Consider the following 16,953-nt stretch of genomic DNA (forward strand, 5'->3'; position numbering starts at 1 on the left):
ATCAGGATTTGCAGGTTTTTCCCGATCAGAGGATGTTGCAGAAAGAGCCCTGGAATCAAACATTTCATCCAGCTTAAACCAGTTAGTAATTTGTACTTAGGAACTGTCATTTAATAACTTCGACATTTCAGTAAGCGCTGCCCGCTTCCCGCTGCCCGAAAAAGGCAGGCCCCTTGTACTTTTGCAGCCAGCAGCCAGCAGCCAACGAGCTTAACAACCCTTCATTAAACCGCAGTCTAAACAAACTCCTCCACTTCGGTTTGCAGCCGCGCCGCTATTTCCGCCTGTCGTTGCCAGTCAGGTACTGCCTTGCCATTCAGTGACCCCAAACTGCCCAGCGCCACCTGGGTAATGATCTCTTCTTGCAGGTCACTATCCAGATTCTGGTTGATAAAATACTGTGGCAACTGCTCGGCGACTTCCGCCTTAATGGTTTTATAAGCACTGAGCATATCGGTTATTGTGCCCTGGTCGTACTGGTGCTGCTGGAACACTGGCGGCTGTGCGCACTCTGCTGCCTCCTGGCAGGATCGCTGACTGGCATTGTCCCGGGTTGGCAGCAGATCAACAATTTGTGCCACCAGTTGTTGCGCCTCGTCGTATTGCCTGGTCACCTCGCCAGCACTGACCATCGACATCAGCTTCAAGCGGTTCATGGCCTCTTCCTGAACCCCCATCTTGCTGTCGTACAGGATGGTGAAGCGCTGCCAGGCACTCTGACTGTCTCTGGGAGCCGGATCATCCCACCGGGGTTCCAGTCCAAAACAGTCCGGCATCCTTGTCAGTGACTGGATGGCCTGTTGCTGCTGCTGGTCCGACAGCGCGAAGAAGGATGCCCGGGCCGAGCCATAATCACCCGCTTCCAGCTGGCTGAGGCAGGTATTACTCGCCTGAACAGCCCCCGGGCTTGTAACCGGGGTCAGCCGTTGTTCCAGTCGCTGGAACAGCTGATCGCGGCGGCTGCTGTAGTTGCCACTGCTGGTGCCCAGCCAGTCTGGCAGCTGGCTGAACAATCCCCTCGAATGCTGGGCAAACACAGCCCCTCTTTGCAGTTCCTGAAACTGGCTGGCCCGGTCAACAATGGCATCGCGCAGTGCGCCACTGAGTAACGGGCCGGAGTCAGCCGACGCAGGTGCCGTGGTCATTTGTTCCAGTTGACGGTCTGCCATGGCGTTCAGCATGCACTGGCCAAGATCTCTGGCCGGGCCTGACTGGCACGGCCGGGTTTGCTCCCCGCCAAAGAAGATGGCACCGCCACCGGTGCCCCGAACCCGTCCGCCGCTGTCGAAAATATTGGCGGCGCGCTCATGTTCAACCCCCAGTCTGGGCGAGAACAACACTTCGAGCAGAAACTCCTCGGTGCAGCTGGTCGGTTGCGCCTCATTGCTTACCAAAGCGATGGCCATATTCAGCAGATCATCGGCCTGCCAGCCAACATCCGGTTGTATTTTCTGCTGGTTGAGCTGCTGCAGAAAAGCCGACACTTCGCTACGCAGTTGCCGGGCAACCCGCATGCTGCCTATGAGCAGCTGCATGCCCGGTAAGCAGTCAAAGGGCTGTGCCTCCGTATCAGTCAGGGGCATCTCACCATGAGCCAGTGTCGTATGGACAGGTCCGATGGGACGATCCGCTGCCCGGGATACCAACAGCCCGGCCAGAGCCAAGCTGTCGTCAACGCTGTGCGCCACCGGCCTGACTCTGCTGGCCACCTTGCCATCGGCACCATTGGCCGACTCCTGCCGATGATGGCTTAGCCCGGTAGTGACCTCCGGTGCTCCCTGCGGTTGGTTAGCCGTGGCTCTGGTGCTACCGGTCAGCCAGGACAGGCCACCACGCAGCGCCGACAACAGCCCCCCGTGGCGGGCGGCTCCGGCAGTGGCCGGGGCACGGTGGTCATTGTCAATAGCTGGCTCATCCCGGGGAGGTGCCGACTTGCCGACAGGCTTGCCGGAGAGATGGCTGTCCAGCTGGCGACGTTTGCGCGAGTCACCATGGCACTGCGGGATCTCCCCTTCCAGGAAAACCTCCGCATAGGCATCGGGCTCTTCGAATATATCGACAAAATCAGTGGGGAAACGCTCCCGGTTTTCCAGTCCCCCCAGATTGGCCAGGTAGTCGGCTTTCTCAATCTGGACGAGCTGGTTGACAGCGTTCATATCGCCATTAGCCACCACTGCGGGCGGCAAGGTGAACTCATCATCGGCGACGGTGGTATTGCCGATGATCTGCAACAGGTGACGATCAACCTGTGGCGGGCGCAGATCATTATCGTCGTCATGGTTATCCAGATAGTTCGCCAGCCCCTGGAGAACGTCCCGGAACGTTGTGGACAACCCGAACGTGGCACTGAACAAACCATTGACCGTGGCAACCATGCCCTGGGCGTTAAATCCCTGGAAAACCGGCGACTCTGCCGCCTCCTCCAGGGGGAACCCGGTGGCTTTGATCATATTGAAACGGGCTGCACCGTACTGTGAATACATGTTCAGGAACTGGTTGACCAGATCATCGATCATGGCCTCCCGGGTGGGATTCTCGCCGCTCGTATTTGGCCCCATGGTCAGGCTATGAGAGGCATCATACCGAATACACCGATCGACCCGGATGAGGAGCCTCTCGAACGTGCTCATGAGTGCCCGTTCTATAGTCTGCAGGCCCTGAGCACAGCACACCAGTCGTTCCAGCGACCATTGCTGGTATATCCAGCCATTGTGGATGAGGGTGTTATCACTCTCCTCGATGTCCTGCACTGCCCGGGTATTGGCCCTCTCGATATTGCTGATGCGCTGGCTAAAGGCATGGTAGGCCTGCGTGGCACGGTCGGCATACAGTTTCAGCAGTTTTTTCCCTGCTACAGTGATTCGGGGGGCCTGGTTTGCAGCCCGCTCCAGCAGTTCGCTCAGCGCCGAAGTGTCGGCCAGCCCCTGCTCGCTGGTCGGGCAGGGAAGCTGCTCGCCATACAATTGATTTTGCACATCAGTCGTATTGTCAAACACGTCTCTGAACATCGCGAAACGCTCATCCCTGAGTGGTCGCGTGTTACAGAAGTAGGCATCGCGCTCGGCCAGGATGATTTTATCGATCACCGCCACATCCCTGGGGTTCAGCATGGGTAGCGACAAGTTAAACTGATCGTTCCCTACCCGAACATTTCCCACTATCCTCTGCAATGCCGTATCAGGCTGCGGGGGGCGCATATCGTTGGCACCATCCCGGTGCCAGTGACCATCATGAGTCAGAGTGCTCTCAAGCGTCAGCAGCACCTTCCGGATGGGGTTTGACATCATCCTTCCCGATCTCCACGCCGATCTCACCAGCAACCCGGCAAGGGCCTCGACAATGGCCCCGGCATTGTACCCCCGGAAGCGATCATCCGCTGCCGCCTCGCCCCCGAATCCGGTGGCATTGACCATGTCATAACGGGCAGCGCTGTAGAGCCCATACAGGTTCCGGAACTGGTTGGCCAGATTATTGATGATTGGCGCTTCGGGCAAGAGCCTGATCGGTCCCGTATGGTTGGGTGACTCCTTCTTGTAGCTGAGGTACTGCTCCGCAGTACTGCTCATGTTAAGGAAGCTGTCCCGGAACTGCCTTTCCAGTGTCTCCAGCAAGTTGACGCAGCACACTTGTCGTTTTTGCGGCCAGGTAATTGAGTCTGAATCCACCGCTGGTATGGCTGCCATAATCTGCCGATTCTGCTGCTTTATGTCACCGGCCTGACGGTCATAACTGTCATAGATTGCCTTGGTCTGGTCGGAATACCCCTTCAGCAGTTTCCGCTGGGTCGGGGTGAAGTGCGGCGTATGAGAACCGGAAGGCAGCGGCGGCTGTCCAAGGTCCGCATACCGTTTCAACCGCTTTCTGTCCTGTGGACCAACCTGTTCCTGGAGGCTTTCAGTGCCTGGGGAGGAGGAGGTCGCAACCGGCTCGGCAGGCGTACTGGATACGGCCATATGCCGGGAGGTGTCGGTTTCAGCACCGTCGGTGGCAGACGGTGATGGGAGTGTTGCGGTGGAAGTGGTTTGTGCGGTAGACGACGAAGCTATTTTTAGCGATGTTGACGGTTCTTTCGTCATCTCTGATAAGCCTGCTGATGCCTCGGTGGTCTTAATCGACGAACTAATTTCCAGTGAGATCCGAGCCAAAGTGCTGGATGACGATGCCTGAGTGTCTGCCATTATTGCAGCTGTGCTTGAATGAATTGACTTTGTCCGACTAAACAAGTCTGAAGATCTGGCAGGCTGAATCAAATGGCTGGTTTGATCCTGGCTACTCAGTTTATTAAGGGTCGTCGTCCCTGTCTTTTTATTATTAGTCACCTGCCGTGAGTGAAACGCACTGGTTTTATCAGCACGATCAGGAACATCTATATCAGGAAAACCTGAATGGTGATTGGTTAGCTCAGTTGGTTTAATCGAAACTTGAACATGCATGGCTTAATTAACCCGTCAGTTGACTTATATTCTTTCAGATTTAGTGGAAAAATATCTAACTTTATGTAGTTTGCAAATATTTGAGAGAAAAAAAGTATACAGTCCAAGGGTGACAAATAAGGATTGTTGATTATTGTCGTTTTTAGTATTTGAGCGGCTGATTAATATTCAACCCCATCTTGAGACACAACGAGATACATCTTTTCTGTTATTTCTGTTATTTAATTTGAACGGGTGGTTTGACAATTTCGATGCCACTGATCACGCCTTGCTCCATGTCGATGCAATATCAGGAAAACCTTAGTATCAAACAGTTTATCCAGCTTAAACTGGTTTAAAATTCGTACGACGATATCATGCATTCTCTCTAATTTTGAAAAACATATTGTCTTTCTGGCTAAACGCTTGATCCAGGTTATGAAATTCAAAATTTTACGCTCTATTTTTTGAGCATTTTTCTTTCCAACTAAATGCGATGCGTATTTTCATCGAGATGACGCTCACAGGCTTCCCAATCATCCGTATAAAATGCCAGGATTAACTTGGAATAAGCCTTTTTCTTTTTTTAAATGTATTTATTACTGTTTTTTTATTGATTCCCAAAACCCTGCTTGTATCTCTAATACCACTTCCATTAATTGCCATTTCGGCAACCTGTTTTTTAATACCAGGCTCGTAAGCTTTATAGCGATATTCAGGTATAAAGGCTTTGGTTCCACATTCATCATTACAACAACGTGGAATACCTTCGTTAAACCGCAGTCTGAACAAACTCCTCCACTTCGGTTTGCAGCCGCGCCGCTATTTCCGCCTCTCGTTGCCCGGCAGGTACTGCCTTGCCATTCAGTGACCCCAAACTGCCCAGCGCCACCTGGGTAATGATCTCTTCTTGCAGGTCACTATCCAGTGTGTGGTTGATAAAATACTGTGGCAACTGCTCGGCGACTTCCGCCTTTATGGTTTTATAAGCACTGAGCATATCGGTTATTGTGCCCTGGTCGTACTGGTGCTGCTGGAACACTGGCGGCTGTGCGCACTCTTCTGGCTGTGTGCACTCTGCTGCCTCCTGGCAGGATCGCTGGCTGGCATTGTCCCGGGTTGGCAGCAGGTCAACAATGTGTGCCACCAGTTGTTGTGCCTCGTCGTATTGCCTGGTCACCTTGCCAGCACTGACCATCGACATCAGCTTCAGGCGGTTCATGGCCTCTTCCTGGACCCCCATCTTGCTGTCGTACAGGGCGGTGAAGCGTTGCCAGGCACTCTGGCTGTCTCTGGGAGCCGGATCATCCCACCGGGGTTCCAGTCCAAAACAGTCGGGCATCGTCGTCAGTGACTGGATGGCCTGTTGCTGTTGCTGGTCCGACAGCGCGAAGAAGGATGCCCGGGCCGAACCATAATCACCGGCTTCCAGCTGGCTGAGGCAGGTATCACCCGCCCTGACTACCCCTGAGCTGGTGACCGGGGTCAGCCGTTGTTCCAGTCGTTGCAACAGCTGCTCGCGACGGCTACTGTCGTTGCCACTGCTGGCGCTCAGCCAGTTTGGCAGCTGGCTGAACACGCCCCTCGAATGCTGGGCAGACATACCCTTTCTTTGCAGTTCCTGAAACTGGCTGGCCCGGTCAACAATGGCATCGCGCAGTGCGGCACTGAGTAACGGGCCGGAGTTAGCCGACTGAGGTGCCGTGGTCAATTGTTCCAGTTGACGGTCTGCCATGGCGCTCAGCATGCACTGGCCAAGATCTCTGGCCGGGCCTGACTGGCTCGGTTTGGTTTGCTCGGTGCCAAAGAAGATGGCACCACCATCGGTGCCCCGGACCCGTCCGTCGCTGTCGAAAATATTGGCGGCGCGTTCATGTTCAATCCCCAGTCTGGGCGAGAACAACACTTCGTGCAGAAACTCTTCGGTACAGTTGGTCGGTTGCGATTCATTGCTTACCACAGCGATGGCCATATTCAGCAGGTCATCGGCCTGCCAGCCAGCATCCGGTTGTATTTTCTGCTGGTTGAGCTGCTGCAGAAAAGCCGACACTTCGCTGCGCAGTTGCCGGGCAACCCGCATGCTGCCTGTGAGCAACTGCATGCCCGGTAAGCAGTCAAAGGGCTGTGCCGCCGTATCAGTCCGGGGCATCTCACCATGAGCCAGTGTCGTCTGGTCAGGTCTGATGGGACGATCCGTTGCCCGGGACACCAGCAGCCCGGCCAGAGCCAGACTGTCGTTGACGCTGTGCGCCACCGGCCTGACTCTGCTGGCCACCCTGTCATCGGCACCATTGGCCGACTCCTGTCGGTGATGGCTTTGCCCGGCAGTGACCTCCGGTGCTGCTTCCTCCGGTTGGTTAGCCGTGGCTCTGCCGGTCAGCCAGGACAGGCCACCACGCAGCGCCGACAACAGCCCCCCGTGGCGGGCTGCTCCGGCAGTGGCCGGGTGGTCATTGGCAATAGCTGGCTCATCCCGGGGAGGCGCGACAGGCTTGCCAGAGCGATGGCTGTCCAGCTGGCGTCGTTTACGCGAGTCACCATGGCACTGCGGGACCTCCCCTTTCAGGAAAACCTCTGCATAGGCATCGGGCTGTTCGAATATATCGATAAAATCAGTGGGGAAATGCTCCCGGTCTTCCAGTTCCCCCAGTCTGGCCAGGTAGTCGACTTTCTCAGCCTGGACGAGCTGTTTGATAGCGTCTATATCGCCACGAACCATAATTACTGGCGGCAAGATGAACTCATCATCGACGACGGTGGTATCGTTGATGATCTGCAACAGGTGACGATCAGTCTGTGGCGGGCGCAGATCATTATTGCCGTCATGGTGATCCCCGGTGATCCGGTTATCCAGATAGTTCGCCACCCCCCGGAGAACGTCCCGGAGCGGTGCGGACAATCCGGACGTGGTACGCAACAGATCATTGATCGTGGTCGCCATGCCCCGGGCGCTAAATCCCCGGAAAACCGGTGATTCTGCCGCCTCCTCCAGGGAGAACCCGGTGGCTTTGATCATATTGAAACGGGCTTCACCGTACTGTGAATACATGTTCAGGAACTGGTTGACCAGATCATCAATCATGGCCTCCCGGGTGGGATTCTCGCCGCTCGCATCTGGCCCTATGGTCAGACCACGGGAGGCATCATAACGAATACACCGATCGGCCCGGATGAGGTCCCACTGGAACGTGTTCATGATTGCCCGGTCCATAGTCTGCAGGCCCTGGGCACAGCACACCAGTCGTGCCAGTGACCATTGCTGGTATTCCAGGCCATTGTGGCTGAGGGTGTTATCATTCTCCTTGATGTCCTGCACTGCCCGGGTATTGGCACTCTGGATATTGCTGATGCGCTGGCTATAGGCTCTGTAAGACTGCGTGGCACCGTCGGCATACAGTTTCAGCAGTTTTTTTCCTTCTGCAGTGATTCGGGGAGCCTGGTCTGCGGCCCGCTCCAGCAGTTCGCTCAGCGCCGAGGTGTCGGCCAGCCCCTGCTCGCTGGTCGGGCAGGGAAGCTGCTCGCCAGACAATTGATTTTGCAAATCAGCCGTATTGTCGAACACGTCGCCGAACATCACAAAACGCTCATCCCTGAGTGGTCGCGTGTTTAAGAAGTAGTCTTTGCGCTCGGCCCGGATTATCCGATTGATCACCTTCACATCCCTGGCGTCCAGCATGGGTGGCGATAAGTTAAACTCATCGTCCGCTACCCGGACATTTTCCACCGTCCGCTGCAGTGCTGTATCAGGCTGCGGGGGACGCCTATCGTTGGCACTATACCGGTGATCGTCATGGGCCAGAGCGTTCTCAAGCGTTCGCAGCACCTTCCGGATGGGGGCTGACATCCTTGCTGATCGCGCCAGCAACCCGGTAACGGCCCCGGCAACGGCCGCGGCATTGTAGCCCCGGAAGCGATCATCCGCTGCCGCCTCGCCCCCGAATCCGGTGGCCTTGACCATGTCATAGCGGGCAGCGCTGTAAAGCCCATACAGGTTCAGGAACTGGTTGGCCAGATTCTTGATAATCGACACTTCGGTCGAGCGATGGTCCGCTGTATCGTTGGGTGACTGCTCCTCGTAGCGGAGGTACTGCCCCGCGGTACTGGTCATGTTCAGGAAGCTGTCCCGGAACTGCCTCTCCAGGGTCTCCAGCAAGTTGACGCAGCACACCTGTCGTTTTTCCGGCCAGGTTATGGAGTCTGACTCCTCGGCGGGTATGGCTGCCATAATTTCCCGGTTCTGATGCTTTATGGCCTCGGCCTGGTGGGCATAGTCGGCATAGATTGCCGTGGCCTGGCCGACATACCCCTTCAGCAGTTTCCGCTCAGTCACGGTGAACTGTGACGTAGCCGGTGGGCGGGAAAGCAGCGGCGCCAGGGCCGACGTGTCGTCCAGTCCCGATTCGCTGTAATGGCAGGGAACGGTGTCGTCATTCGGGAACACGGCATCATAATCTGTGGGGTTCTGGAAGATCTTCCGGTAATCAACCGGGAAGCGATTCCAGTCTCTGTATACCCCCATGTTGGCAAGGAAACGGGCCTGCTCACCTCGGATGATCCGGTTGGTGGCAACCAGATCCCCGGGTTCCAGCCAGCCCGACGGCAAGGTGAACTCATGATCGGCGACGGTGGCATTGTGTATCACCGACATCAGTTGTTCATCCGGCCCGGGGGTGCGCAGAACGTTACCATCGTTGAGGCGCTCCTCCGTGATCTGCCTGTCCAGATAGTCCGCAACCCCCTCCAGAACCTCCCGGAACGGTGCGGACACCCCGGAGGCATCACGCAACAGGGCATTGACCATGTTATCCATGCCCTGGGCATTGAATCCCCGGAAAAGCCCGGCCTCGCCGGTCTCTGCCATGGCAAACCCGGTGGCCAGGATCATCTGGGAGCGCGCTTGTGCCAGCCGTGAGTACATAGTCAGGAAGCGGTTGGCCAGGTTATCAACGATGATCTCCCTGGCCGGGTTTTCCCCGGGAGCTTGCGGGTTCATGGTCAGGCCACGGCTGGCATCATAGCTGATGCATTGCTGGGCAAGGCTGCTGATGGACAGGAAGTTATCCCGGAGCAGTTTGTCCATGGCCCGCAGGCCGTGGGCGCAACACACCAGCCGTTCAAGGGGCCATTTCAGATAGATCCGGTCGTTGATGGTTATCTCTTCACCAAAGTCCCAGATGGCCTGCAGCGCCCGGACATTGTTATTTTGGAAGTCGTTGATCTGCCACATATAGCGGTCATGGATCGCCTGGCCCCGGTCCGCATAAAGTTTCAGCAGTTTTTTGCCCTGCGGGCCTACCTGCGGCGGGTGGCTGTCGGTGACGGAGGCGGTGGGGGTCGCAACCGGTTGAGTGGTTTTATCCGGTACGATCGTTGGCGACGATGACTCAGCGTCAGTACGATCGTTAATGGCCGACGGGGTCGCCTCAGACGGGGTCGCCTCAAGGTGAGCTGTTGGTGTTTGGGAAGTGGATGTGGGTAGTGGTGAAGTGGATGGCTGTGAAGTGGATGGCTGCGCAGTGGTTGGCTGTGAAGTCGTTGGCTGTGAAGTCGTTGGCTGTGAAGTCGTTGGCTGTGAAGTCGATGGCTGTGAACTGGATACCGCCCGGGCGGTGTCGGTTTCAGCATCATCTGCGGCAGAGGGCGATGGGCGTGTGGCGCCAGAGGTGTTTTGTGCGGCAGACAACGCTGTTTTTAGCGATGTTGACGGTTCTTTCGTAATCTCTGATAAGTCTTCTGATGCCCCGGTGGCATCAATCGACGAACTCAGCTCTGGTGAGAACGGAGCCGTAGTGTTGGATGACAAGGCCTGAGTGCTTGCCATCCCGGATGGGGTCATTGACACATCGGTGGTATTCACCGACGAACTCAATTCCGGTGAGAACGGAGCCGTAGTGTTGGATGACAGTGCCTGAGTGCTTGCCATCCCGGATGGGGTCATTGACACATCGGTGGTATTCATCGACGAACTCAGCTCGGGTGGGAACTGAGCCGTGGTGTTGGATGACAAGGCCTGTGTGCTTGCCATGCCTGACGGAGTCACCGACACATCGGTGGTATTCATCGACGAACTCAGTTCGGGTGAGAACGGAGCCGTGGTGTTGGATGACAAGGCCTGAGTGCTTGCCATCCCGGATGGGGTCATTGACACATCGGTGGTATTCATCGTTGAACTCAGCTCTGGAGAGAACGCAGCCGTGGTGTTGGATGACAAGGCCTGTGTGCTTGCCATCCCGGATGGCGTCATTGACACATCGGTGGTATTCATCGACGAACTCAATTCCGGTGAGAACGAAGCCGTAGTGTTGGATGACAAGGCCTGTGTGCTTGCCATCCCGGATGGGGTCATTGACACATCGGTGGTATTCATCGACGAACTCAGCTCTGGTGAGAACGGAGCCGTGGTGTTGGATGACAATGTTTGAGTGCTTGCCATCCCTGACGGAGTCATTGACACATCGGTGGTATTCATCGACGAACTCAGTTCCGGTGAGAACGGAGCCGTAGTGTTGGATGACAATGTCTGTGTGCTTGCCATGCCTGACGGAGTCACCGACACATCGGTAGTATTCATCGACGAACTCAACTCTGGAGAGAACGCAGCCGTGGCACTGGATGATAACCTCTGAGTGCCTGCCATGCCTGACGGAGTCACCGACACATCGGTAGTATTCATCGACGAACTCAACTCTGGAGAAAACGCAGCCGTGGTACTGGATGATAACGTCTGGGTGCCTGCCATCCCTGATGGAGTGAGTGACACATCGGTGGTATTCATCGACGAACCCAGCTCTGGAGAGAACAGCTCCGTGGTGCTGGATGATAACCTCTGGGTGCCTGCCATGCCTGATGGGTTCAGTGATGCCTCAGTAGTATTCATTGACGGACTCATTTCCGGCGAAATCCGGGCCATCGTGCTGGATGACAATGCCTGAGTGTTTACCGTTCCGGACGGGCTTAATGAACCCTCTGTAGCATTAGCGAACGAACCAGACTTGGATGAGGCTAAAGTGATGATACTGGACGACACTGCCTGTCTACTTGCCGTCTCTGACGAACTCAACGACGCCGTGATAGTATTAAACGACAAACTTGACTCTGCTCCAATTGGAGCTGTGGTATTGGCAGATAGTGCCTGAGCACGGGTGCTCTCTGACTGGCGTGGTGCAGCCTCAATAGTAGTGCTGGCCGACGAACTCAATCCGGGTGCCAGCACAGGTGCAGCGGTATGCGGCCATAAAGCCGTCGATAACAATGCTTTTGAGGCGTCCGGTGGTACATGGCTGGAACTGCCCTCAGATACCGCTAAGGACGTTAGCAGTCCGGCTTCACTGGTTGCACGATCCATGGCAGCAGATGCCATTGCAGGGGTAATGTCAGCCTGTTCTGTCACGGTTACAGCCGTGGTTGATACGCTGGTCGATGCCAGTGGCTGCGGGGTGCTGGTCTCCGGCACGATGGTGGCCAATGCATGCACGTCAGAAGACACCACCGCCTGTGTGCCGGTTGCCGATGCGATCGCAACAACAGGGCTACTGTTGTCAGCAACCACTCCGGGATTGCTGCCCGGCCTGTCCGTGGCAGGTTGCAGGCCTGTGACGGGCGGCTGGCCGGTCGTTAACAATCCACTGGTGGGCGTGGTTCCTCTGTTACCACTGCCTCCGGATGAGTGATGATGACCGGAGTTGTCATTGTCAGATGAATCATCATCACTATCACCCCCGCCTCCCTTCTTCTTCCCATCTTCTACAAGTTCGTAGATTTCATAACCTACCCAGCCGGCAACGCCGGCTGCCACGGCCGCAGCAATGATCATAAGTAATTCCGGGGTCAGGAGTCCAACAGCCAGTGTTTCAGCAAAACCGGCCATCAGGGCGGGTGCAGAGAATCCAACAACGCCTTCTGCAACTATCCTTTTTACTGCCTTTTCATACAACTCATCGGCGGCACAACCGCCCATGCCAGCCCCGGCCAGGGCTCTTTTACGTCGACACGCGGGTTCTTTTATTTTGCCTTTGCTGCCTTTGCCACGAGTGCGGATATGGGCCCAGTCTTCGCCGCCGGGTTCATGATGTGGCGGGGCGGGTGCCTTGGCCATCAAATCCTCAACAGAAGTTTTGAGCCCATCACCCAGGGATTTCAAAACCTCGGTCTCTGGCACAAACTCCTCTGCTGCACTTTCCCCAATGCGGACCCCGACATCTTCCGCCGCCGCATCGCCCCCGTTCGAGGCCAGTCTTTTTATAAATGCGCCGCTAGCCACCGAACCTAATGTTCCGCCGACGCTACCAATCGCGATTCCGGCCTTGGTTCCCACACTTAAACCTTGATCGGTGCCACCGGAAGGCTGGCCACCCGACGATTGGGGAACCGCACCAGCGGCTGGGTGAGCCAACAGCGCCGCTCCGGGAACCTCCGGGGCAATAGCATTGATGGCATCCTGCAACACCATCATCTGCATCGAATATTGAAAGTCGTCCAGGCTGGACACGCCCTGAGCCACCCCGGAAGGACCAGGTACAGGGTCCGGCTGTTCTCCAGCGGTCGCTTTGGCCCGGGCAAGCAGGCTTTGACTGGTTTTGGCCATAATGTGAGCATTCAGCTTTTTGATGGCTTCCGGTACCGGGGTATTATTGGCCAGAGCGTCGTCAAGCACACTGATCACTTCCCGCATTTGCATAATCAGTGAATCGGCTGTGGTTACCTGAAGGCTTGAGGGTGAAGGGAGCAGGTCCTGTTCAGTCAGTTTCTGGCTTAATTTCAGTTTGTCAAGCCCCGCTGCACTGGTCACCTTGTTAATGTATTCTTTGGCCAGTGCCTTCGTGGCCGCTTTGTCGAGGGCTTCAAGTTCCGTTACCGGCTTGGTCAGGATCTGTTTTAACGTTAAGGACGAGGTAGGAATGGGAGCCAGGTCAGCCAACTCGGTTATTTCTGCGTCGGTGGGTTGATAAAGATGCCCGATACCTCTTCCGTTGGCAATCTGCCCTGACTGAGTCAATCCAAGGCCGTATCGCTGAGCCAGCGGTCTCAGTACGTTCATGGCCCTTGCGACCAACTGATCCATTGAATCGGCGCTGGCTATAAGCAAATAGCCGTCGGAATCAGCAGTGGTCAGAGATAGTTGATTATTCACTCTTTGTATTTTTGCAAATATGACATGTGAGGTACGGGGGGAGATGGTAAACAGAACATTAGCATCTGCCCCTGCCGGTAACTGAGTTGCCTTCGCATTGAACGCTGCAACCATCTTTGACAGCATTGACCGGATTGTAAGAAATGGTTCTCCACCATAGACTCTAAACCCAAATTGCTCAACTTTCTGGCCAATTTTATCAAGGTAATGACTGTCTCTTTTCAGGCCCAGGCTACGCCATAAACTTACGGGGGAAGATATACTATTTTTACTCGCAATTTCCTGTAGGATCGTCCTGACAAGAGCGGGTAATCGAGCATATCCGGTACCCAGGAAAATAGCATTGACCAGAGTATTTAATGAGCTGCTAACAGAAATTCCCAACTGGCTGGCAACGGTCAATGAAACTACATCCGACTGACAAATGCCTTCAGCTAACTGCTGATCACGCATCATTAATCGCAAAGGGTTCCAGATTACACAGAAAAGTGTGAGATAAGCCATATGCGTCATAGTTGACGGATTGGTGGTCCCCAGAGATATCTGTTCGAGACGGTGAATCATGGTACGAACAAGGAGCCTGAGCGATTGCATCATGTCTCTCTGTCGTGGCGGAGCAAAAACGTTAAAATATGAGAGGGTGTTAACTTTAAACGCTAATCTGCCAAGTGCCTGAAAGTCTTGATTCCCTATTAAATCAAAGACCTCGTTCTCATATTGCCGCAAATAATTGGCCATCTCCGGCGGCTGCCGGAGTTGATTGGTAAGAGCTATTGCATCTGGGCCTGCCGCAACGCCACGCTGCATCGTAAGGGTAAATTCATTGCGCATTGCTGAAAAACCCCGTAAAAACTCCAACAGTTGCGGGACCTTGTTGTCTCTGGCAAGTACACCTTCAGCCCCTATCAGCAGCCTGATTTTGCTTAAGAAATCCTGCTCCGAAAGGATCATTCTTTTTGAACGATGGTGATGGGCTACTGTCGTTGAGCTAGTATTCTGGGCAGGCGCGATTGTGGTGTTGAACTCATGGATAATGTCATCCACCCCGGCTGCTACGATATCCAAATAGTGACGAGTGGCATCAGGGAAAGTGCCATTGATCGTTTTGGCGAAGGCTTCAATGCCTTTGAGCAGCATATATCCGGCAAAATCCCTGGCACTGTCCTTAACAAAGGTGACTAATTCCGTGAAGTTAAGGGCCGGAAACAGTTGTTGAAAATAAACCAGGTCATTTTCGTACATGCCAAGATTGGTTGATTTGCCCATGTCGTCCACTATGGTGGTCAGTTGCTGCTCCAGTGTTAAATTGGTAGTGGCCAGCGAACTGGACGGGGCTACGGTGGTCCTGGTGGGCGCGATGTCGGTGATGCCGCCAAATGAATGTGCCGGGATAATACTGTCAGTCCAGGGTGGCAGGGTGTTAACCAGTGAGGGAGTGCTGGCCGGTAGTAGTATCGGGGCGGTGGCAATGCTTGCAGAAGCAGAATCCTGAACAGTCGGGCTTGCATAATTAAACGACGTTGTCTTCATACCAATCGTGCTGGCACAAACCGAAACAGAACCGGGATTGGCTGTTGTTGACGTTGCTGATGCATTGGCAGCAACAGCGCCCTTGCCGAAACCGGTCAGGCTGGACCGGGCTGGGAAAACCGTGGTGGCATTCATGGCAGTTGCCGAACTGTGCAGCGAAGGCAATGAATGCATACCCGTTGCATGGGTAGAGGCGGCACTCTTCACCGAGCCGGATAACCCCATGGACGTTGCCGAATGTTCACCGATTTCACTCACATCATTGATACTCACACTTGTGGCGGAAGGCCCTGCTGAGCCAGAAGCATGGGGGCGGGTGGAGACGCTGGCTGCCAGGGGATTGCTGACTGAGCCGGACTGGCTGGCTGGCCGATGAGCTCCGGTTGTCGTAAAAACGGAGTCCGTCGTTTTGACTGAGCCTGCTACATCGTGGGCAGTAGCGGTATGTTTAATGGACTCTGATGAACTGTCTGATGAACTCACAGCAGTCTTGTAATCACTGCTGGATCTACCCTGAGTAGTGACTGGGGATCTGGTCAGACTGGATGTTGCCAGGTATGCACTGGTGATTGCTGTTAACACCGACGCCGACGCCTGTACCGAGCCTGATTCGCTGTTCACAGATGGACTGTTAGCGGACGTTGCCGAAGCAGCATTATCAGAGACACTACCCTTCATTGCCTCCGACTTAGTGGCCGTTGCCGTGTGTATGCTGCCTGCGCTGGCAGATGTTGAATCGTTTGCCGAATTTGAATGGCTGGCCGAAGTGGTTGTTGAGGTTGCGCTATTTATTGAACCCGCTGTGCTTTCAAATGATGTTGAAGCTTTTACTGACTTTGAACTGCTGGCCGAAGTGGTTGTTGAGGTTTCGCTATTTATTGAACCAGCTGCGCTTTCAAATGATGTTGAAGCGTTTGCCGAATTTGAAATGCTGACCGAAGCAGTGATTGAGGTGGCGCTATTTATTGAACCCGCTGTACTTGCAGATGATGTTGAAGCGTTTGCCGAATTTGAAATGCTGACCGAAGCAGTGATTGAGGTGGCGCTATCTATTGAAACAGCTGCGCTTGAATGAATTGACTTTGTCTGCCTGAGTGAGACTGAAGAACTGGCAGACTGAACCAAATGGCTGGTTTGATTCTGGCTACCCGATACAATCGTCGTCTTCCCTGTCTTTTTATTATTAGCCACTTGACGTGAGTGAAACACGCTGGTTGTTTTAGCACGATCATGAGGAAATTTTTTATCATCATCATGAGGAAATTTTTTATCATCATCATGAGGAAATTTTTTATCATCATCATGAGGAAATTTTTTATCAGGCAGAAAACCTGGATTAGTTGGTTTAACCGGGAGTCCAAGATGCATCGCTTAATTAACCCGTCAGTTGACTTATATTCATTTCAGATTGAGTGAAAAATATCCAACTTTAAAAAAGTTGCAAATATTCGAGTTAGAAAAGTTTACAGTACGGGGGGTGACAAATAAGGGGTCATTGCCTGTTACAAGCCTGAAGGCGAGGTCTGCAGCCATTCAGATAAGGAAGGCCGTCCAACGGTATTCGATAATCTCCCCAAACTGAAGGGCGAGCACTGGCTCTCCATCGGTCGTCTGGATCTGAAAGTCAGCCGTTTGAAGCGGGTCCGGTTTGGCAGCATGATCATTCCTGACCAGCTGCGTCAGGGGCAATTTCAGGAGCTGGAAAAACCAGATATCGACGCCCTTGCCGCATTGGTTGACCTGTCACCAGCGCCCTCCTTCCACAAAAAGCCCCGGGACCGGCTGAAAAAGAACGAAGTGCAGGCCAGAAAGGTGAAAGGCAGTGCCAAACGTTTTAACCCGCATCCGAAGAAGGGTTCCCGCTAACCTGAACTCAACCGA

General features: G+C 54.5%; 5 protein-coding genes and 1 pseudogene. 2 read left to right on the forward strand and 4 right to left on the reverse strand.

Going from position 1 to position 16,953, the window contains the following annotated elements; genetic code table 11:
• Positions 1–236: 236 nt before the first annotated feature.
• The 4 genes and pseudogenes from ACO6UX_RS14235 to ACO6UX_RS14250 form a co-directional block, all read right to left on the reverse strand.
• On the reverse strand, positions 237–4,076 hold the full coding sequence (locus ACO6UX_RS14235; protein WP_422448625.1) for a hypothetical protein: 3,840 nt from the start codon (positions 4,074–4,076) through the stop codon (positions 237–239).
• Between the two features lie 578 nt (positions 4,077–4,654).
• Positions 4,655–4,897: pseudogene (locus ACO6UX_RS14240) on the reverse strand (IS1 family transposase); the annotation flags it as partial.
• Between the two features lie 73 nt (positions 4,898–4,970).
• The gene (locus ACO6UX_RS14245) at positions 4,971–5,204 is read right to left on the reverse strand and encodes an IS1-like element transposase (protein WP_422448627.1); all 234 of its coding nucleotides are present in this window, start codon (positions 5,202–5,204) and stop codon (positions 4,971–4,973) included.
• Entirely contained in the window at positions 5,185–15,654 is a 10,470-nt protein-coding gene (locus ACO6UX_RS14250) for a hypothetical protein (protein WP_422448629.1), read from the reverse strand. Before ACO6UX_RS14250 ends, ACO6UX_RS14245 begins: the two co-directional genes overlap by 20 nt.
• Between ACO6UX_RS14250 and ACO6UX_RS14255 the strand changes: the two genes are divergently transcribed.
• Both ACO6UX_RS14255 and ACO6UX_RS14260 read left to right on the forward strand, forming a co-directional pair.
• On the forward strand, positions 15,638–16,147 hold the full coding sequence (locus tag ACO6UX_RS14255; protein WP_422448631.1) for a hypothetical protein: 510 nt from the start codon (positions 15,638–15,640) through the stop codon (positions 16,145–16,147). The two genes, ACO6UX_RS14250 and ACO6UX_RS14255, sit on opposite strands and share 17 nt — an antisense overlap.
• A 581-nt stretch (positions 16,148–16,728) precedes the next feature.
• On the forward strand, positions 16,729–16,938 hold the full coding sequence (locus ACO6UX_RS14260; protein WP_422448633.1) for a hypothetical protein: 210 nt from the start codon (positions 16,729–16,731) through the stop codon (positions 16,936–16,938).
• Positions 16,939–16,953 lie beyond the last annotated feature (15 nt).

The organism is Endozoicomonas sp. ALB091 (assembly GCF_049310265.1).
In the GTDB taxonomy this organism is placed as follows: Bacteria; Pseudomonadota; Gammaproteobacteria; order Pseudomonadales; family Endozoicomonadaceae; genus Endozoicomonas.

Bases quoted from the DNA above. Each gene is read 5' to 3' on its own strand.
- ACO6UX_RS14235 (WP_422448625.1), bottom strand. From the start codon at position 4,076: ATGACGAAAGAACCGTCAACATCGCTAAAAATAGCTTCGTCGTCTACC.
- ACO6UX_RS14260 (WP_422448633.1), top strand. From the start codon at position 16,729: ATGATCATTCCTGACCAGCTGCGTCAGGGGCAATTTCAGGAGCTGGAA.